This is a genomic window from Pseudomonas indica NBRC 103045 (assembly GCF_002091635.1).
Classification (GTDB): Bacteria; Pseudomonadota; Gammaproteobacteria; order Pseudomonadales; family Pseudomonadaceae; genus Pseudomonas_M; species Pseudomonas_M indica.
In genome coordinates this window covers 35250-53302 of the sequence record NZ_BDAC01000025.1, presented here as the reverse complement: position 1 = coordinate 53302, position 18053 = coordinate 35250, and the positions used below count along the sequence as shown (strand labels likewise).

At 65.2% G+C, this 18053-nt stretch carries 20 protein-coding genes and 1 pseudogene; 9 read left to right on the top strand and 12 right to left on the bottom strand.

Translation table 11 applies throughout. The features are described from left to right. Positions 1-267: 267 nt before the first annotated feature. The gene (locus PIN01S_RS22705) at positions 268-435 is read right to left on the bottom strand and encodes a DUF2897 family protein (RefSeq protein ID WP_084339185.1); all 168 of its coding nucleotides are present in this window, start codon (positions 433-435) and stop codon (positions 268-270) included. A 137-nt stretch (positions 436-572) separates the two neighbouring features. Here PIN01S_RS22705 and pyrF point away from each other — a divergent pair, with 137 nt between their 5' ends. After that, positions 573-1268 (top strand): orotidine-5'-phosphate decarboxylase, encoded by a 696-nt coding sequence (pyrF, locus tag PIN01S_RS22700; protein WP_084339184.1) that lies wholly within the window; start codon positions 573-575, stop codon positions 1266-1268. 64 nt (positions 1269-1332) lie between these two features. On the opposite strand, the gene PIN01S_RS22695 is transcribed toward pyrF, so the two are convergent. Beyond that, complete coding sequence (locus tag PIN01S_RS22695) at positions 1333-2343, bottom strand: NADP-dependent oxidoreductase (RefSeq protein ID WP_084339183.1); 1011 nt, start codon at positions 2341-2343, stop codon at positions 1333-1335. Between the two features lie 225 nt (positions 2344-2568). Between PIN01S_RS22695 and PIN01S_RS22690 the strand changes: the two genes are divergently transcribed. The 3 genes and pseudogenes from PIN01S_RS22690 (at position 2569) to PIN01S_RS27675 (ending at position 5562) form a co-directional block, all read left to right on the top strand. Then, a complete protein-coding gene (locus PIN01S_RS22690; RefSeq protein WP_084339182.1) occupies positions 2569-3330 on the top strand; it encodes an SDR family oxidoreductase in 762 nt (253 codons plus the stop codon). Between the two features lie 279 nt (positions 3331-3609). Next, positions 3610-4701, top strand: a pseudogene (locus PIN01S_RS27680) (HAMP domain-containing protein); the annotation flags it as partial. Next, the gene (locus PIN01S_RS27675) at positions 4681-5562 is read left to right on the top strand and encodes a methyl-accepting chemotaxis protein (RefSeq protein ID WP_423814562.1); all 882 of its coding nucleotides are present in this window, start codon (positions 4681-4683) and stop codon (positions 5560-5562) included. The pseudogene PIN01S_RS27680 and the gene PIN01S_RS27675, both read left to right, overlap by 21 nt. A gap of 33 nt (positions 5563-5595) precedes the next feature. Here PIN01S_RS27675 and PIN01S_RS22680 read toward each other — a convergent pair whose 3' ends face one another. Next, positions 5596-6783: a benzoate/H(+) symporter BenE family transporter gene (locus PIN01S_RS22680; RefSeq protein ID WP_169715871.1), complete on the bottom strand. Its 1188-nt coding sequence runs from the start codon at positions 6781-6783 to the stop codon at positions 5596-5598. A 17-nt stretch (positions 6784-6800) separates the two neighbouring features. Next, positions 6801-7418, bottom strand: a complete 618-nt coding sequence (locus PIN01S_RS22675; RefSeq protein ID WP_084339179.1) for a LysE family translocator — start codon at positions 7416-7418, stop codon at positions 6801-6803. A gap of 182 nt (positions 7419-7600) precedes the next feature. Between PIN01S_RS22675 and PIN01S_RS22670 the strand changes: the two genes are divergently transcribed. Continuing rightward, positions 7601-8233: a hypothetical protein gene (locus tag PIN01S_RS22670; RefSeq protein WP_090257313.1), complete on the top strand. Its 633-nt coding sequence runs from the start codon at positions 7601-7603 to the stop codon at positions 8231-8233. Between the two features lie 3 nt (positions 8234-8236). Here PIN01S_RS22670 and PIN01S_RS22665 read toward each other — a convergent pair whose 3' ends face one another. Next, positions 8237-8680 carry a MarR family winged helix-turn-helix transcriptional regulator gene (locus PIN01S_RS22665; RefSeq protein WP_084339178.1) on the bottom strand — a complete coding sequence of 148 codons (444 nt, stop codon included), beginning with the start codon at positions 8678-8680 and terminating at the stop codon, positions 8237-8239. Positions 8681-8762: 82 nt separating this feature from the next. On the opposite strand from PIN01S_RS22665, the gene PIN01S_RS22660 reads away from it, so the two are divergent. After that, positions 8763-9929 (top strand): aminotransferase-like domain-containing protein, encoded by a 1167-nt coding sequence (locus PIN01S_RS22660; RefSeq protein WP_084339177.1) that lies wholly within the window; start codon positions 8763-8765, stop codon positions 9927-9929. Positions 9930-9946: 17 nt separating this feature from the next. Further along, positions 9947-10549 carry a glutathione S-transferase family protein gene (locus PIN01S_RS22655; protein WP_084339176.1) on the top strand — a complete coding sequence of 201 codons (603 nt, stop codon included), beginning with the start codon at positions 9947-9949 and terminating at the stop codon, positions 10547-10549. A 54-nt stretch (positions 10550-10603) separates the two neighbouring features. Here the strand turns inward: PIN01S_RS22655 and folE are convergent, their stop codons facing one another. From folE to PIN01S_RS22630, 5 genes are all read right to left on the bottom strand, one after another. Then, on the bottom strand, positions 10604-11149 hold the full coding sequence (gene folE / locus PIN01S_RS22650; RefSeq protein WP_084339175.1) for a GTP cyclohydrolase I FolE: 546 nt from the start codon (positions 11147-11149) through the stop codon (positions 10604-10606). Between the two features lie 98 nt (positions 11150-11247). Beyond that, positions 11248-11811, bottom strand: coding sequence for a Smr/MutS family protein (locus PIN01S_RS22645; RefSeq protein ID WP_084339174.1), 564 nt, complete (start codon positions 11809-11811; stop codon positions 11248-11250). A 46-nt stretch (positions 11812-11857) separates the two neighbouring features. Further along, positions 11858-12178, bottom strand: coding sequence for a hypothetical protein (locus PIN01S_RS22640; protein ID WP_084339173.1), 321 nt, complete (start codon positions 12176-12178; stop codon positions 11858-11860). Between the two features lie 97 nt (positions 12179-12275). Next, positions 12276-12869: a cysteine hydrolase family protein gene (locus PIN01S_RS22635; RefSeq protein ID WP_084339172.1), complete on the bottom strand. Its 594-nt coding sequence runs from the start codon at positions 12867-12869 to the stop codon at positions 12276-12278. Between the two features lie 150 nt (positions 12870-13019). Next, positions 13020-13613: a cysteine hydrolase family protein gene (locus PIN01S_RS22630; protein ID WP_084339171.1), complete on the bottom strand. Its 594-nt coding sequence runs from the start codon at positions 13611-13613 to the stop codon at positions 13020-13022. Between the two features lie 102 nt (positions 13614-13715). On the opposite strand from PIN01S_RS22630, the gene PIN01S_RS22625 reads away from it, so the two are divergent. Further along, complete coding sequence (locus tag PIN01S_RS22625; RefSeq protein ID WP_084339170.1) at positions 13716-14588, top strand: LysR family transcriptional regulator; 873 nt, start codon at positions 13716-13718, stop codon at positions 14586-14588. 183 nt (positions 14589-14771) lie between these two features. Here PIN01S_RS22625 and nhaD read toward each other — a convergent pair whose 3' ends face one another. Next, the gene (gene nhaD / locus PIN01S_RS22620; protein WP_255251324.1) at positions 14772-16001 is read right to left on the bottom strand and encodes a sodium:proton antiporter NhaD; all 1230 of its coding nucleotides are present in this window, start codon (positions 15999-16001) and stop codon (positions 14772-14774) included. Positions 16002-16235: 234 nt separating this feature from the next. On the opposite strand from nhaD, the gene prmB reads away from it, so the two are divergent. Beyond that, the gene (gene prmB, locus PIN01S_RS22615; RefSeq protein ID WP_084339168.1) at positions 16236-17156 is read left to right on the top strand and encodes a 50S ribosomal protein L3 N(5)-glutamine methyltransferase; all 921 of its coding nucleotides are present in this window, start codon (positions 16236-16238) and stop codon (positions 17154-17156) included. Between the two features lie 79 nt (positions 17157-17235). On the opposite strand, the gene PIN01S_RS22610 is transcribed toward prmB, so the two are convergent. After that, positions 17236-18015, bottom strand: a complete 780-nt coding sequence (locus tag PIN01S_RS22610; RefSeq protein WP_084339167.1) for a hypothetical protein — start codon at positions 18013-18015, stop codon at positions 17236-17238. Positions 18016-18053: the final 38 nt, after the last annotated feature.

Genomic DNA, 18053 nt, shown 5'->3' with positions numbered 1-18053 from the left:
TCTCCCTAGAGCAGCGAGGGGGTTGTTTGTGCGGGGGCTAAGGCTTTGCGTTGGTCGTTGCTTCGCCTGAAGCGTATTCGTCGTTGCATCGTTCAGGTCATAAATCTGAAGCCTGCACGGCTGATCCCCTCGCCCCTCTGGGGAGAGGGCTAGGGTGAGGGGGCGGAGTCAAGCCTGGCACCATCCTCAAATCAGCCCCATTCCCGATCTACTCTCGCCTTGAGAGGAAAAGGTCGGGCAAAGCCCCAACAGCCTTTGAGCAGGCTCTTAACGATCCTGTGCATCCTTCGCATCCTGCTCGGCATTGCGCTCGTGGATGCGTTTCAGTTGTTCTTCGGTGAGGGGCAGCTTTTTCGCCGTGTCGCGCAACAGCAGCAGGCTGCCAAGGATGGAACCGATGGCGAGGATCAGAATCAGCCAGGCGTACCAGGGCATGGGAGGTCTCCTTGAACTCGATATTTTCACCATACGCCCTGGCAAGGGCTCTGTCAGGCGAGCCGGTCACGGACCGAATCAGGCCGGGCCACGATGGGGTACAATGCGCGCCGTTTTCGTCCTGCCCGAGAGTTGCCATGTCCTGTCAGACCCCGATCATCGTCGCCCTCGACTTCCCCACCCGCGAGGCCGCGCTGGCCCTGGCCGCCCAGCTGAATCCGGCGCAATGCCGGGTCAAGGTCGGCAAGGAGCTGTTCACCCGCTGTGGTCCGGCGATCGTCGAGGCGCTGCAGGCGCAAGGCTTCGAGGTGTTCCTCGATCTGAAATTCCACGACATCCCCAACACCACGGCGATGGCGGTGAAGGCCGCGGCGGAGCTGGGCGTATGGATGGTCAACGTGCATTGTTCCGGCGGCCTGCGCATGATGGCGGCCTGCCGCGAGACCCTGGATGCACTGAGCGGGCCCAAGCCGCTGCTGATCGGCGTGACCGTGCTGACCAGCATGGAGCGCGAGGACTTGGCCGGTATCGGCCTGGATGTTGAGCCCCAGGAGCAGGTGCTGCGCCTGGCCGGGCTGGCCGCCCAGGCGGGGTTGGACGGGTTGGTCTGCTCGGCGCAGGAGGCGGTGGCGTTGAAAGCTGCCCAGCCGGCCCTGCAACTGGTCACCCCCGGTATCCGTCCGGCTGGCAGCGCCCAGGACGACCAGCGCCGCATCCTCACGCCGCGCCAAGCCCTGGACGCCGGCTCCGATTACCTGGTGATCGGTCGCCCGATCAGCCAGGCCGCCGACCCGGCGCAGGCTTTGGCCGCCGTAGTCGCCGAACTGGCCTGACTCTTCGGAAGGGGCGAGGGCTTTACCCCTCACCCCTCACCCCTCACCCCTCACCCCTCACGCTTCACCCCCTCACTTTCAAGACCAACTTACCGAAGTTCTCACCGGTGAAGAGTTTCTGGATGGTCTGCGGGAAGGTCTCCAGGCCTTCCACGATGTCTTCCTTCGATTTGAGCTGACCGCTGGCCAGCCAGCCGGCGATGTCGCGCAGGGCCTCGGGGAAGCGCGAGGCGTAGTCGAACACCACCATGCCTTCCATGCGGGCGCGGTTGACCAGCAGCGACAGGTAGTTGGCCGGCCCTTTCACCGCCTGCTTGTTGTTGTACTGGCTGATCGCGCCGCAGATGACGATGCGGGCCTTGAGGTTGATGCGGTTCAGCACGGCGTCGAGGATATCGCCGCCAACGTTGTCGAAATACACGTCCACGCCTTTCGGGCACTCGCGCTTGAGGCCGGCGTGCACGTCTTCGTTCTTGTAGTCGATGGCCCCGTCGAAGCCCAGTTCCTCGACCAGATAGCGGCATTTGTCCTGGCCGCCGGCGATACCGACCACCCGGCAGCCTTTGATCTTGGCGATCTGCCCGGCCACGCTGCCCACCGCGCCGGCGGCGCCGGAAATCACCACGGTTTCGCCGGCCTTGGGTTCGCCTACGTCGAGCAGGGCGAAGTAGGCGGTCATTCCGGTCATGCCCAGCGCGGAGAGATAGCGGGGCAGCGGCGCCTGCTGCGGATCGATCTTGTGGAAGCCCTTAGCATCGCCCAGGTAGTAATCCTGGATGCCGGTGAGCCCGCTGACATGGTCGCCCACGGCGAAGCCCGAGTGACGCGAGGCGATCACCTTGCCCACGCCGAGGGCACGCATGGTTTCGCCGATCTGAACCGGCGGGATGTAGGACTTGGCATCGTTCAGCCAGCCGCGCATCGCCGGGTCGAGGGAGAGGTAGAGGTTCTCCACCAGGATCTGGCCGTCCGCCGGTTCGCCGACGGGGTTCTCCGCCAGGCTGAAGGTGTTGTCGTCGATGGCGCCGGTGGGGCGTTGGGCCAGGATGAACTGGCGGTTGTTTTGGGCAGGCATGGCAGGGCACTCCGTTGGCGGGAAAACACTGGTGATAGCCCTCGAGGCCCCGGGGAGCAAGTTCCGCAGGCGTGCGGAATGGCTGCCGATCCATTCGCGTGATGGGCGCTGTCGCTCTTCATCAGCGTTTCGCATGATTCTGCCAACAGCCGCTTGATAGTGCTGCCGCCTCGCCGGACAGCCTGGCTAGACTGAGGAAATTCCATTCCAACAGAGGACCGTCCCATGAGCATGACCTTTTCCGGCCAGGTGGCCCTTGTGACCGGCGGGGCCGCCGGTATCGGCCGTGCCACTGCCCTGGCGTTCGCTGCCGAGGGGCTGCGCGTGGTGGTATCGGATGTCGATGCAACGGGTGGGGAAGGGACTGTCGAGTTGATCCGCTCGGCGGGCGGCGAGGCCACGTTCATCCGTTGCGACGTGACCCGCGATGCCGAGGTCAAGGCCCTTATGGACGGTGTGGTGGCCGCCTACGGTCGCCTCGACTACGCCTTCAACAATGCGGGTATCGAGATCGAGAAGGGCAAGCTGGCCGAGGGCAGCGAAGCGGAGTTCGACGCCATCATGGGCGTCAACGTCAAGGGTGTCTGGCTGTGCATGAAGCACGAGATTCCGCTGCTGTTGGCCCAGGGCGGCGGCGCCATCGTCAACACCGCATCGGTGGCTGGCCTGGGCGCGGCGCCGAAGATGAGCATCTACGCCGCCTCCAAGCATGCGGTGATCGGCCTGACCAAGTCCGCCGCCATCGAGTACGCCAAGAAGAAGGTCCGGGTGAACGCGGTGTGCCCTGCGGTGATCGACACCGACATGTTCCGCCGCGCCTACGAAGCCGACCCGAAGAAGGCCGAATTCGCCGCCGCCATGCACCCGGTCGGCCGGGTCGGCAAAGTCGAGGAAATCGCCGCGGCGGTGCTTTATCTGTGCAGTGACGGGGCGTCCTTCACCACCGGTCATTCCCTGGCCGTGGATGGCGGTGCGACGGCTATCTAGCGTTCCGTGGGTTGAGCCTGTAAACGCTTCGCCAGCAGAGCTGGCTCCTACCAAGCGGATTCGACTCATCTGCGCCCAGGGACGTTCACGCGTCCCTGTCGTCTTCCTCAAGTCCCCCGGCGTCCAGCCGATAGCCCCGGATATCTGAAAACGACTTCGACGTAGCTGTTTTCACCGTGAAAGGCTTCACGCTCTTGTGCTGGCAAGGCGCCAGCGGCAACTCTTCACGGAGTCGCTACGCGTGTCGACGCGGACGCTTTTCAGCCTGGGGGCGAATACATGCCAGCGGTCTCGCACTACGGTTTTGCCAATCTGGGAATGGCGAAGAAGTTGGGTATCGGCTTCGGTCTGGTTCTGCTGCTCACCGGTGTGGTCGCGGCGATCGGGCTGTCTTCCCTGCAGGCGATCGAGCAGCGTTTCGAAAACCTCAAGCAGATGTCATCCATCAACCTGTCGGTGCTGCGCGCGCGCCTGCAGGAGCAGCGTTTCGCCCTGACCAACGACAACCAGTCGGTGGAGGCGCTGCGCCAGGGGCTGGAGTCGGTCCAGACGTTGACCGCGGAGTTGAAACAGGACTCGGCGGCGATGGCCGACGTGGAGCAGGCCCTGGCGGCGTATCGCGAGTCGTTCGACCGTTTCGTCGAGCTGACCCTGGCCAAGGACCTGGCGCTGGAGATGGCCAACTGGTCGGTGGAGAGCGTGGCCAATAACCTCGACCTGCTGCAGAGCGGGCTGGCCGACGATGGCGTCTACGAACTGAAGGAATCCCAGGGCACCAAGGGCGGCGAGTTCGTCGAGCAGGCGAACCAGCTTGGTCAGATTTCCCGGCTGATGCTGCAAGCGATGAACGAAGCCCGCCTGCGCATGGACCAGAGCCGCAAGGGCGGCGAGGACGTGGCTTCGACCCGTATCGAGCAGGCCGAGCAGGCGCTCCAGCAGGCCGAGCAGTTGAAGGAGGCGGTCACCGATCCGGGGTATCGCACCGTGCTCAACGAGGTCAGCGGCCACATCACCAATTTCACCGCCAAGCTGGCCGAGTACACCGACCTGCTCGCCAAGGAGCGTCAGGTCTATGCCGAGCTGCGCGAGCGCGCCGAGCTGGCGGTGCAACGAGTGGACGAGGCGTCGGCCGAGCAGGAGGCAGCGATGCAGGCGGAGCTGACCGCCAACTCCGTGCTGATCCTGGGTTCGTCCAGCCTGGCGCTGCTGGTGGGCGTGCTGGCGGCTTTCCTGATCACCCGCGCCATCGTTCGCCCGCTGACCAGCGTGATCCGGGTGGCCAACCGCATCGCCGAAGGCGACCTGACCGCCCGCATCGAAGTACGCGGGGCGGATGAGATCGGCCAGCTGATGAGCGCCATGCAGCAGATGGCGACCGGCTTGAGCGGCATCGTCAGCGGGTTGCAGGCGGGCATCGACCAGATCGCCTCATCGGCCAGGACGCTGTCCAGCGTGACCGAGCAGACCACCATGGGGGTCAGCAGCCAGAAGCTGGAGACCGAGCAGGTCGCCACCGCCATGAACGAGATGGCCGCCACCGTGCACGATGTGGCGCGCAACGCCGAGGAAGCGGCCCAGGCCGCCGAATCCGCCGACGCCAAGGTCAATAACGGGCACCAGGTAGTCAAGCAGAGCATCGCCCGTATCGAACAACTGGCGGCCTCGGCCGGCTCGGCGAGCCAGAGCATCGAGAGCCTCAGTCAGGACGTGCAGAACATCGGTGCGGTGCTGGACGTGATCAAGAGCGTCGCCGAGCAGACCAACCTGCTGGCGCTCAACGCCGCCATCGAGGCGGCGCGGGCCGGCGAGCAGGGCAGGGGCTTCGCAGTGGTCGCCGACGAGGTGCGCGCGCTGGCCAAGCGCACCCAGCAGTCCACGGCCGAGATCGAGCGCCTGATCGGCGCCCTGCAACAGGGCACCCAGACGTCGGTGGCGCAGATCCGCAGCAGCGGCGAGCTGGTCCGTCTGACCGTGGCCGATGCCCAGCAGACCGAAAGTGCCTTGGCGGCCATCGCGGCGGCGGTATCGGTGATCCATGAGATGAACCAGCAGATCGCCGCGGCGGCCGAGCAGCAGAGCGCGGTAGCCGAGGAGATCAACCGCAGCGTGACGGCGATTCGTGGCAGCGCCGATCAATCGGCCATGGCCATGGAAGGAACGGCGGCGTCGAGCGTGGAGCTGGCGCAGTTGAGCAACGAGTTGCAGGGGATGGTCGGGCACTTCCGCCTGTGAGGCAGGCGCGACGAGCGCCTGCCTGCGAGGGGTTCAGGCGGCCTTGCGCCAGTTGAGGATCAGCAGGGTCAGTACGCCGGCGATCAATCCCCAGAACGCCGAGCCGATGGACAGCAACGTCATTCCCGAGGCGGTGACCATGAAGGTCACTAGCGCCGCTTCACGTTCCTTCGGCTCCTGCATCGCATTGCTCAGGCCGCTGCCGATGGAACCGAACAGCGCCAGGGCGGCGATGGACAGCACCAGGGCCGTCGGCAGGGCGGCGAACAGCGCGGCCAGGGTGGCGGCGAAGATACCGGCGATCCCATAGAACAGGCCGCACCAGAGCGCGGCGGTATAGCGCTTGCGCGGGTTTTCGTGGGCTTCCGCGCCGGTGCAGATGGCTGCGCTGATAGCCGCCAGGTTGATGCCGTGGGAGCCGAACGGCGCCAGCAGCAGCGAGGCGATGCCGGTCACCGAAATCAGCGGCGAAGCCGGGACGTCGTAGCCGTCGGCGCGCAGCACGACGATGCCGGGGATGTTCTGCGACGCCATGGCGACGATGAACAGCGGAATGGCGATACCGACGATCGCCGGCAGCGAGAAGCTCGGCGTGGTCCAGACCGGCACGGCGACCTGTACCTCGAAACCGGAAAAATCCAACAGGCCGAGCAGACCGGCCACCCCGCCGCCGACCAGCAGTGCGGCGAGGATGGCGTAGCGCGGCGCCAGGCGCTTGCCGAACAGATAGGTGAAGAACATCGCCAGCACCAGCGCAGTGCTGTGTTGGGCGGCGAGGAAAATCTCGCTGCCGATGCGGAACAGGATGCCGGCCAGCAGCGCGGCGGCCAGCGAGCCCGGCAAGCGGCGCATCAGCCGTTCGAAACCGCCAGTGAGGCCGACCAGGGCGAGCAGGGCGGCGCAGACGATGAAGGCACCGATGGCCTCGCCGTAGCTGACCCCGGGCAGGCTGGTGATCAACAGCGCGGCGCCGGGGGTCGACCAGGCGACGACTATGGGCGCGCGGTAGCGCAGCGACAGGCCGATGGTGCACACCGCCATGCCGATCGACAACGCCCCTATCCACGAGGAAATCTGCGCGGTACTCAGGCCGGCGGCCTGGCCGGCCTGGAACATCAGCACCAGCGAGCTGGTGTAGCCGGTGAGCATGGCGATGAAGCCGGCCACCACGGCGGAGGGCGAGGAGTCGGCCAGCGGGCGCAGACGTGCGGGCGTGTCCATGGTGGGAGCGCTGTCACTCATGAAAGGGTTCCTTGTACATCGGCCAGGATAGGGTAAAGGGAGGCCACCAGCAGCAGCGCCATGCCGATGTTGAAGCAACGGCGTACGCGAGGGGCCTCCAGCCAGCGGCGCAGCAGGCTGCCGGCGACGGTCCAGAGCCCGACGCTCGGGCAGTTGACCAGGGCGAACAGGGCGGCGATCAGCACCACGTTGACCAGAAAATTCTCCTGCGGCGTGTAGGTGGTGATGGCGCCGATGGCCATGACCCAGGCCTTGGGATTGACCCACTGGAAGGCCGCGGCCTGGAGGAAGGTCAGCGGTTTGCCGCTGGCGGTGGCACCGCCCTGGGGCGCGCCGGCACCGGCGATCTTCCAGGCCAGGTAGAGCAGATAAGCGCCGCCGGCGTAGCGCAATGCGGTATACAGCGCCGGAAAGCGCTCGAACAACTGGCCGAGCCCGAGGCCCACCGCGATCACCAGCACCATGAAGCCCAGGCTGATGCCGAGCATGTGCGGCAGGCTGCGGCGCACCCCGAAGTTCACGCCGGAGGCGAGCAGCATCATGTTGTTCGGCCCCGGCGTGACCGAGGTGACGAAAGCGAAGGCGACGAAGGCGACCAGCAGTTCAGGGTTCATCGGGCAGGCTCCACGCAAGAGCCAACAGCCTATGCGTTGCGGGTACGGCCGTCGCGATACAGCGGGGGCAGCAATGGGCGATACAGTCGGCGAGGTTCGGCTACTGTACCGGTGGTTAGCCGCCGCTTGAAAAACTACTGTGTCGAGAACGGCCTGCAGTGCCAGCGAATCGAGGAAAGCCCATGGACGAAAACCCCTATGCCGCCCCTGCCGTGGAACTGGTGGACGGCGCCGCCGCGCATTCACTCGAAGGCTGGAACGCCTCGCAGCTGCACGTACTTGGCTGGCTGAGCCTGGTTTCCACCTTCGGCACCCTGGTGTTCCTGGTGATGTCGCTGGTGGGCGCTGCGCTGCGGATGCCCGACCTGGAGACCTATGGCGAGTGGATCGGGATCGCCATGGTGTTGCTGGGCAACTACCTGCTGATCCGCTTCAAGGGATTCGCCGAGGCCCGCTTCGAGGCGCGCGGGCTGGGCATACCGGTGTGGACGATCGTCGCGGTCAGCCTGGCGATGGAGGCTGTGGTGTTCGGCAGCGGCCTGGAAGCGCTGGACTGGCGCTCGATCACCTACCTCGTGCTGACCGGCATCCTGGGGTTGCTCACCCTCTGGTTCGGCATCCGCCTGCTCAAGGTGCAGAACGTTTCTCCGCCGTTCAAGGTGCTGGCCTGGCTGGAGATCGCCGTAGGCCCGCTGCTCGCGTCAGTCGTCCTGATGATGTTCGCGGTGATTCCCGCCCTGGCGGCCGGTGTAGCCATGGCCCTGGTGTTCTTCCGTGGCGCGGCGGAGCTGGAAGGACTGGGCGAGCCCCGTTGAGCGCTATTCGCGCTGACGCATTGCGCCGAGGGCCTGGTTCACTGCGAGCCAGCCTTGGACGGCCGTGTCGCCGGCCTCGGCGAAGGCCTTCTCCAGCAACCGGACCTGTTCGCGGCGCAGCGCCGCCTCCAGGCGTGCGCCTTCCGGGGTGAAGCCGAGCAGGCGTTTGCGTTTGTCGTCCGGCGCCGCGACGCTTTCCACCAGATGCATTTCCATCAGTTGACGCAGCGGTGTGTTCAGCGCCTGCTTGCTCACACCGAGGTAGCCGAGCAGTTCCTTGACGCTGAGCCCCGGATAGCGGGCGATGAAAAACAGTATGCGGTGATGGACACGCGACAGGCCGCGGCGGGCGAGCATTTCGTCCGGCTTGGCGGTGAACGCCTGGTAGCCGAAGAAGAAAGCTTCCATGGCCTGTTGCTGGACGCTTGTTTTTTTTAGGTCAGGCATATTGACGTATCTGTCCGGTGCGGCGTAGTTTCGGTCAAGCAGTTTGACTCATATTCCTTGCCTTCGCACCCCGGTGACATCCATGGCCTTCTCCGAACGCATCGCCCGCCTGAAAAGCTCCCTGATCCGTGAAATCCTCGCCGCGGCGCAGCGTCCGGAAGTCATGTCCTTCGCCGGTGGCCTGCCGGCCGAGCCGATGCTGCCGAAGGTGGACTGGAGCGCGATGCCGACGAGCGTCGGCCAGTACGGCATGAGCGAGGGCGAGCCGGCCCTGCGCGAGGCCATCGCTGCCGAGGCGCGTACCCTGGGCGTGCCCTGCGAGGCGAGCCAGGTGCTGATCGTCAGCGGCTCGCAACAGACTCTCGACCTGGCCTCCAAGCTGTTCATCGACCCGGGTACCGAGGTGCTGCTGGAAGCACCTACCTACCTGGCGGCATTGCAGGCTTTTCAACTGTTCGGCGCCAACTGCCTGGGCGTGCCCCAGGAAGCCGACGGCCCCGAGCTGGCCGCCCTGCGTCAGCGCCTGGAACAGCACAAGCCGGCCTTCGCCTACCTGATCCCGACCTTCCAGAACCCGTCCGGGGTGCGCTACAGCGAAGCCAAGCGTGATGCCGTGGCGGCCTTGCTCGATGAGTTCGGCGTGACCCTGATCGAGGATGAACCCTACCGCGAGCTGGTGTTCGATGCCGGCAGTGCCCAACCCATCGTCAGCCGTCTGAAGAAGGCCAGTTGGATCTACACCGGCACCGTCTCGAAGACCCTGCTGCCGGGCCTGCGCGTCGGCTTCCTGATCGCCAGCCCGGACCTTTTCCCCTACCTGCTGCGCCTCAAGCAGTCCGCTGACTTGCACACCAATCGCATCGGCCAGTGGCAGGCTTTGCAGTGGATCGGCACGGAGCAATACCGCGAGCACCTGGCCGAGCTGCGCGATTTCTATCGCGTTCGCCGCGACGCCATGCAGGCGGTGCTGCTGGAGCATTTCGCCGACTTGGCCGACTGGGAAATTCCCCAGGGCGGATTGTTCTTCTGGCTGACCCTCAAGCAGCGGATTGATACCCGCAGCCTGCTGAAACCGGCGCTGGAGCAGAACGTCGCCTTCATGCCGGGCGAACCCTTCTTTATCCAGCCCGATATGCATCCTGGCCATCTGCGGCTGAATTTCAGCCATGTGGCGCCGGAGCGCCTGGGTGAGGGGATCGGCCGTCTGGCCGCTGTCGTTCGCGCGGCCCTGAAGGCAGAGGCCGCCTAGGAAAAGGAGAACACACCATGTACAAGGTCTATGGCGATTACCGGTCCGGCAACTGCTACAAGGTCAAACTGATGCTCAATCTGCTGGGCCAGCCCTATGAGTGGGTTCCGGTGGATATTCTCAAGGGCGAGACGCGAACCCCTGAATTCCTGGAAAAGAATCCCAACGGCAAGATTCCGGTGCTGGAACTGGACGATGGAAGCTGCCTCTGGGAGTCCAATGCGATCCTCAATTTCCTCGCCGAAGGAACCGAATTCCTACCCACCGAGCCGCGTCTACGCACCCAGGTGCTGCAATGGCAGTTCTTCGAGCAGTACAGCCATGAGCCGTATGTCGCCGTCGCGCGCTTCATCAAGCTTTACCTCGGCCTGCCGGAAGAGCGTCGCGCCGAGTTCGAGGAGAAGCGCAAGGGCAGCTACAAGGCGCTGGATGTGATGGAGCGGCAGCTGCTGCGTACGCCCTACCTGGTCGGCGACCGTTATTCCATTGCCGACGTGGCGCTCTACGCTTACACGCACGTTGCTCATGAGGGCGACATCGACCTGCAGGGCTACCCGGCGATCTGCGCCTGGATGGACCGGGTTGCCAGTCATCCTCGGCATGTGACCATGCTGGGCTGACGAATCGAGGGCATGAAAAAACCGGCGCAAGGCCGGTTTTTTCTTGGGCGGCGATCAGCCGATCAGGCTGAGAAACTCGCTGCGGGTGGCGGCGCTCTCGCGGAATTCGCCGAGCATCACCGAGGTTACCATCGACGAGTTCTGCTTCTCCACGCCGCGCATCATCATGCACATGTGCTGTGCCTCGATGACCACCGCGACGCCGAGGGCTCCGGTGACCTGCTGCACGGCTTCGGCGATCTGCCGGCTGAGGTTCTCCTGGATCTGCAGGCGGCGGGCGTACATGTCGACGATCCGGGCCACCTTCGACAGACCGAGAACCTTGCCGTTGGGGATGTAGGCCACATGTGCCTTGCCGATGAAGGGCAGTAGGTGGTGTTCGCACAGGGAGTACAGCTCGATGTTCTTCACCAGCACCATTTCGCTGTTGTCGGAGCTGAACAGCGCGCCGTTGACGATTTCGTCGAGGGTCTGCTGGTAGCCGCGGCAGAGGTACTGCATGGCTTTGGCGGCGCGCTTGGGGGTGTCGATCAGACCTTCGCGGCTGGTGTCTTCGCCGAGCTGGCCGATGATCGCGGTGTAATGCTGTTCCAGGGACATGGATGGGACCTAGGGTGTTACGCAAACGCGAAGGGTAGGGCGCGCGCGGCGCGCTGGCAAGGGCGGCGGGTGGCCGGCCGGTCATTCATGCCGGGGCGTCATTCATCGCGCCCTTCGAGCATGGTGCGCTTGAGTAGGACGTAGAGCGCGCCGGTGCCGCCGTGCCGGGGCAGGCAGGAGGTGAAGCCGAGCACTTGCGGATGCTGGCGCAACCAGGTGTTCACATGGCTCTTGATCAGTGGTCGCTTGCCGTCGAGACGGGCAGCCTTGCCATGGGTGACCCGCACGCAACGGATTTCCAGCTTCGCCGCTTCGGCGAGGAAGTCCCAGAGCGTTTCCCGGGCCTTTTCCACGGTCATGCCATGCAGGTCCAGGCTGCCTTCGAAGGCGACCTGGCCAGCCTTGAGCTTGCGCATCTGGCCTTCCTGGACGCCGTCGCGCGCCCAGTAGAGCTCGTCTTCGGCGCCGACGTCGATGACGAACTGGTCGGACAGGCCATCGACTTTGGTCGAGGTCGGTTTGAGGGTGGCGGCCTGGCGGCGCTGGGCGATCTGCTGGCGGTCGGCCTTGGGTTTGCCGGTGTCGGCGCGATCATGTCGGATCGGCTTCACGCCGCGCATCTCGGACATGAAAAGGGAATTGTCTTTGTCGTCGTCTTGCATGGGGCCTCCGCGAAGGGGCCTAGTTTACCCGACGTCCGGGGTCGGATCAGCCACGCTTCTTCAGCAGGTGCGGCGCCAGGGTCAGGTCGCTCGGGCGGCGCAGCCGGCGCCGGCAAATGCGCCAGGCGAGAATGCCGAACCAGAGGAGGAACAAGCCGAGCGCCAACAGGATGCTGGCATCGGTCGGAGTGTCGTTGAGCCCGCCGAGCGCCGGCGGACGTCCCAGGAGGGTGGCGGCACCGGCCATCGCCAGCAGGATGCCGAAGGTGGCGAGCAGTGCCGCAACGGCCGCGCCGAAACGCCAGCGCCAGCGACCGGGTCGGCGCGGACGTACATGACGGGCGTCGTAACTATCGGACAACTTCATTCCGATCTTCCTCTTGGGAAAGGAGGTGAGACCCGCGGGGCCGGGGTGGGGTTCCGGGCCGCGTCGCACGGGTCTCGCTGGCCCCGCGACGCCGATTTCAGATCAGCGCCTTGGCCTGCTGAACGACGGTGGCGAAGTTATCGGCCAATATTGCCATCTCCATGCGATGCACGACGTCGGCCTGGATCACACCTTCGGGGCTGGGCAGATCGCGCGTGGCGCAGGCGCGGTCGACCAGGGTGCAGCGGTAACCATAGTCCTTGCAGGCGCGAACGGTGGTGCTGATGCTCGAGTGGGTCATGAAGCCGCAGACGATCAGGTCGAGGTGGCCCAACGCCTGGAGGCGGTCATGCAGCTCCGTGCCGGCGAAGGCGTTCGGCAGGCGCTTCTCGACCACGACTTCGCCCGGTTGCGGCGCGAGTTCGGGCAGGAATTGGCCACGCGGCCCCTGGGGATCGAACAGGCCGCCAGTGATACCGAGGTGCCGGACATGGACCACCGGGACGCCGGTCGCCCGCGCGGCGCCGAGCAGGCTGGCGATTTCCGCCGCTGCGGCGTCGAGACCCGGCAGGGCCAGGGCGCCGCTGCGGTATTCCTCCTGGGCGTCGATGATCAGCAGGGTGGCGTTGCTCAGGGTGGCGGGCGCATAGCCTCGGCCGCTGAGCTGGAACATGGTTTGCGGCTGGGACATGGCTGTTTCCTCGCAAATGACAATGTGCCAATTGTCGCCCCGCCGACGCCGGATGTGAACCGTCCCTGCACATCTCACCGCGACCGGGTCTCTTTCCGAGGCTGAGGAATGCGTCTGGCGAGCCCGCCAGTGCTGGCGGGCGCGGGGGGATCACGCCGGCAGATCGTCCGCTGTCGGCACGATCACGGCGAAGTTGTCGGCCAGTGCGGTCATCGCGGCGCGGTGCAGGATCGTTGCGTCCATCACGCCATCCAGGCCAACGAGCGGGCGGGTGGCACAGGCACTGTCGACCAGGGTGCAGCGGTAGCCGAGGTCCTTGGCGACCCGGACGGTGCTGCTCACGCACATATGGCTCATGAAACCGCAGACGATCAGGTTACGCCGGCCAAGTTCGCCGAGCAGGGGATGCAGCTCGGTCCCGGCGAAGGCGTTGGGCAGCCGCTTGGTGACCACCGTTTCGTTCGCCGTGGGCGTCAACTCGGCGAGTATGGCACCGCGCGGACCTTCCGGATCGAACAGGCCGCCGGGAATCCCCAGGTGCCGGACGTGGACGACCGGGGTGCCGGCAGCGCGGGCCCGTTCCAGCAGCGTGGCGATTTCCGCCAGCGCGGGCTGCAGGCCCGGCAGGGCGAGGTCGCCGCTGCGGTACTCTTCCTGGGCGTCGATGATCAGCAGGGTCGCGTCGTTCAGGCCGGCGGGCGGGTAGCCGAGGCCGCTCAGTTGGAAAAGACTCGGGTGGGACATGGGGAAGCACTCCGTTGGGTTGATGGCCCTATTCTGTAGCTGCGTAGATGCAGTGGAAACCGCTATGCTTGCCGACTTGAGCTGCAAGAATGCAGGGTTGCGATGACTTTCGACTGGAACGACATACCGCTGCTGCTGGCCCTGGCCCGCCACGGCAGCCTGGCCGGTGCCGGCCGCGAACTGGCGGTGGATGCGACGACGGTCGGCCGTCGTCTGGCGGCGGCCGAGCGGGCGTTGAAGGCGACGCTGTTCGTCCGCGAAGGCGGCCGCTACTGGCCGACCGATGCCGGAGAGGCCGCGCTGTCCCGTGCAGCGGTGCTCGTCGGGGAGATGCGCGAGCTGCTACAGGATGTGCAGGCCGAGCAGGGCCGCCTGTCCGGAACGGTACGGCTGACCTCGGTGGAGTTCATGTTCAGCCACTGGCTGATCCCGCGACTGCCGACATTGCTGGAGGCGTACCCGCAGCTCGATCTCGAACTGGTGGGCAGCAATCGCAACCTCTCCTTCACCCGGCGCGAAGCGGACCTGGCGCTACGCCTGGGCCGTCCCAGCCAGGACAGTGCGCTGGTCATGCGCAAGGCGGGCGAGGTGGGCTACGCTGTGTTTGCCGGCCCCGGGTTGGAAGACTGCCCGAGCGAGGGTTGGCCGCGGATGCCCTGGCTGGGCTACGACGAGAGCCTGCGTCATCTGCCAGAAATGCAGTGGCTGGAGCGATTGCTGAACGGTCGGCCGCCACGGGTGCGCCTGAGCAATCTGGCGGCCGCCTGCCGGGAGGGCTGTGGGCTGGCGTTGCTGCCCTGCCTGGTCGGCGAGGCGATGGGGCTGAAGCGGCTGAGCGAAGAGCCGGTCCTGCATCGTGAGCTATGGCTGCTCAGCCATGCGGAGCTGCGTCATACCGGCCGGGTCAAGGCCGTCAGCGATTGGCTGTGGGCCAGTCTGGAGACGTCGACGGCGCTGTTGCGCGGCGACGGATAATAGGGAAGCCGTCCGGAGGAGCCGGGCGCCGAAGCAAAAGGAGTTGCGATGTCTTATTTCAGCGAGCTTTCCGCCCATTTCTGGCTGCTGTTCGCCGTGGCGATCGCCATTGCGGTGATTCGCGAACTGCGACGCGGGTCGGACTAGGGAGCGGCGCCCGGGTGTGCCCCGGGCGCCTCTGGCTCAGTAGAGGCCGAAAATCTGGAATTGCAGGTACCAGACGCCCAGCGAGCCGAAGAAGTTGACTAGGATCGCCGGCAGGAACTTGAAGTGCACGCCGAAGCTGTAGCTCTTGTCCAGTGTCATGGCCATCACGCCGGCGGCGGAACCCACCACCGTGATCGAACCGCCGATGCCGACCATCAGGGCGTTCAGCGCCCACTGGTCGAGACCGAGTTGCGGGTTGGACATCAGCGCCGCGGCTTCCACCGGTACGTTATCCATCACGCCCGAGATGACGCCGAGGATGACGTTCACCGAGGTCGGCGACATCAGCTCGAACAGCCGGGAGATATAGGAGAGCCAGCCCACATGGTTGAGGCAGGCGACCGAAGTGATGATGCCGATGAAGAACAGCAGGGCGTTCCACTCCACCTTCTGCAATTGGTCCTGCCACGGCAGCTCGATGCCCCGGTGCGTCAGCAGCCAGGCATAGAGGGCAACGATGCCCAGGCCGATGCCGATGGAGAACTCGATGCCCACCTTCAGCAGGATGTTGCAGAGCACCGCGCCGACGATGGCGATGAGCCCGACCAGCGCCAGCCCCCTGCCGCCCGGCTTGATCGCCGAGTCCTGCTGATCGGCCACGCGGATCAGGTCGCCGCCGTTGACGCCGCGCAGGTAGAAGAAGTGCAGCGTGGCGGCGAACAGCAGCCAGCCGATCAGCGACGAGGGGATCAACAGCAGCAGGCCGGCGATGCTGATCTTGCCGGCCAGCAGCACCATGAGGCTGGTGGAAGTACCGAGGAACCACACACCGCTGTTGGACGCCACCACGATGTTGCACAGCGCCACGTGGGTGTAGCGCTGGTTCACCGAGATGTTCTTCACCGAGTTGCCGAAGATCATCGCCGTGGTGAAGTTGTTGATGAACGGAGAGAGCAGGGCGGACAGTGCGCCGGTGGCCCAGAACATGCCTTTGGCGCCCAGGCCCTTGCGCAGCAGGAAGCCGTTCAGCGCGGTGAACACGTTCCGCTCGTTGAGCAGCTCGACGATCATCCACATGAACGCCATGAAGGCGATCAGGCCGAACAATTCGCCCTTGGTTTCCTCCTGGGCGTGCAGGAAATACTTGAAGCCGTTGGGGTCGTTGAGGGCGTAGTGGGCGCCGATCACGACCAGACCGGACATCATGAACATGGCCGGCTTGAACTTATCCATTTCCAATTGTGCTTCAAAAACGATAAGCGTCATTCCAATAAGGAATATCGCCAGAACGAGCAAGCCCGTCAGCGAGAAGGGTTCGATGACCATTCAGGGGTTCCAGATTCAAAGGGATGGGAAGGGTTAAGAAATCGTTGCAAAGTATAACGAGGCGGCAATCGCTCCGGCACTGATACTTGCGGAGGATTGCGGCGTTTTTTTATGGCGATGCGCCGCCTCCGAGGCATCGGCTAAACTGCCGTCTTCTTTCGCCGGAGTACATTCGTGAGCCAACCCGTTTCCCGCCTGCGCAGCCTGCGCGACCACATCCGCTGGGCCGTCAGCCGTTTCCATGCCGAAGGGCTGTATTTCGGCCATGGCACCGACAATGCCTGGGACGAGGCGCGTCAGTTGGTGCTGGGAGCCCTGCACCTGCCTTGGGAAATCGCCGACAGCTACCTCGACTGTCGTCTCGAGGACGATGAGCGCGACCATCTGCAGGGGCTGCTGCGGCGGCGTATCGAAGAGCGGGTGCCGACCGCCTACCTGCTCGGCGAGGCTTGGTTCTGCGGACTGCCGTTCGTGGTCGACGAGCGCGTGCTGATTCCCCGCTCGCCCATCGCCGAACTGATCGAGCAACACTTCCAGCCCTGGCTGGCTCAGGAGCCGGCGAGGATTCTCGATCTCTGCACCGGCTCGGGCTGCATCGGCATCGCCTGCGCCTACGAATTTCCCCAGGCCGAAGTGGTGCTGGCCGACCTGTCCTTCGAGGCGCTGGAAGTAGCCAACCTGAACATCGAGCGGCATGGCCTGGAAGAGCGCGTCTACGCCGTGCAAGGCGACGGTTTCGGCGGGCTGCCAGGCCAGCGCTTCGACCTGATCGTGTCCAACCCGCCCTATGTGGATGCCGAAGACTTCGCCGACATGCCCGAGGAGTATCACCACGAACCGGCGATGGGGCTGGCCTGTGGCGATGACGGCCTGGATCTGGTGCGGCGCATGCTGGCCGAGGCGGCCGACCACTTGACCGAGAAAGGCTTGCTGATCGTCGAGGTGGGCAACAGCCAGGTGCATGTCGAGGCGCTGTACCCCGAGGTGGACTTCACCTGGCTGGAGTTCGAGCGCGGCGGTCACGGCGTGTTCCTCCTCGCCGCCGCGCAATGCCGGGAGCATCAGGCGCTGTTCAAGTCGCGGGTGAAAGCTTGAGGTAGATGCTCAGCTTGCGATTGGAGGCGTTTCCAAAACAGTGAAGTCGCCCCCGCAGGGGCATCCGAATCAAGGGATTTCAGCGCGTCGCGATCCAGATCAGCAGGCCGGCCTGGAACAGGGCGAATGCCACCAGGCAGGCGATGCTGAAGCGCAGGGTGCTGTCCTCGCGCTTGAGCAGGGCGACACGCTCCTGCAGCTTACGGATGCTGGACTCCTGCTCACGCATGGCCTGGTCGGCCTGTTGCAGCATGGCGGCGACGTCCAGCATGCCGAGCAACTGCACCTTTTCCTGATTCCACTCGCTGTGCAGGACGCCGACCTGGGGCGCGCCGTAGCTTGCCTTGAGCAACTGCGCGTCCTGGTAGTTCACTTCGAAACCCTGGGCACGGAGGAAGTGGTCGCGGCGCAGGCGGGCATCTTCATTCAGCACGTCCTTCACCGACAGAGCACCGCCTTCGACCTGGTAGTGCGCCCAGCGCCGCTTGGCCCAAAGGATGCCCTGGGCCATCAGGAAACGGCCCAGGCCACGGTTCAACGGTTCGATCTGCAGGCCGCTGTCGGCGCCGAAGCGGACCTCCTTGCTGCGGTGATCCGCCCAGACCTCCAGGAGGTTCTGTTCCTTGCGCAGGCGCTGGCCGGGCAATTGGATGCTCAGGCGCAGCAGGCTCTGTTCACGGCTGTGGCGCTCCACCCGGCCGAACTGCACGAAGCGCAGAGGGCGGGGGCCGGTGACGCGGTCGGTGGCGAGGGGCGCCAGACGCAGCAGGTAGAAGTGCTCCGGCCCCAGGTCCGCCCACGGATGGGCCTTCGGGGCTTCTTCTTCGAGAGTGGTCGGTGGAGTCGCTGAGTCGATCATCGCCAATGTCCGGTGGCCCATGCGCAACGAAACGCGCA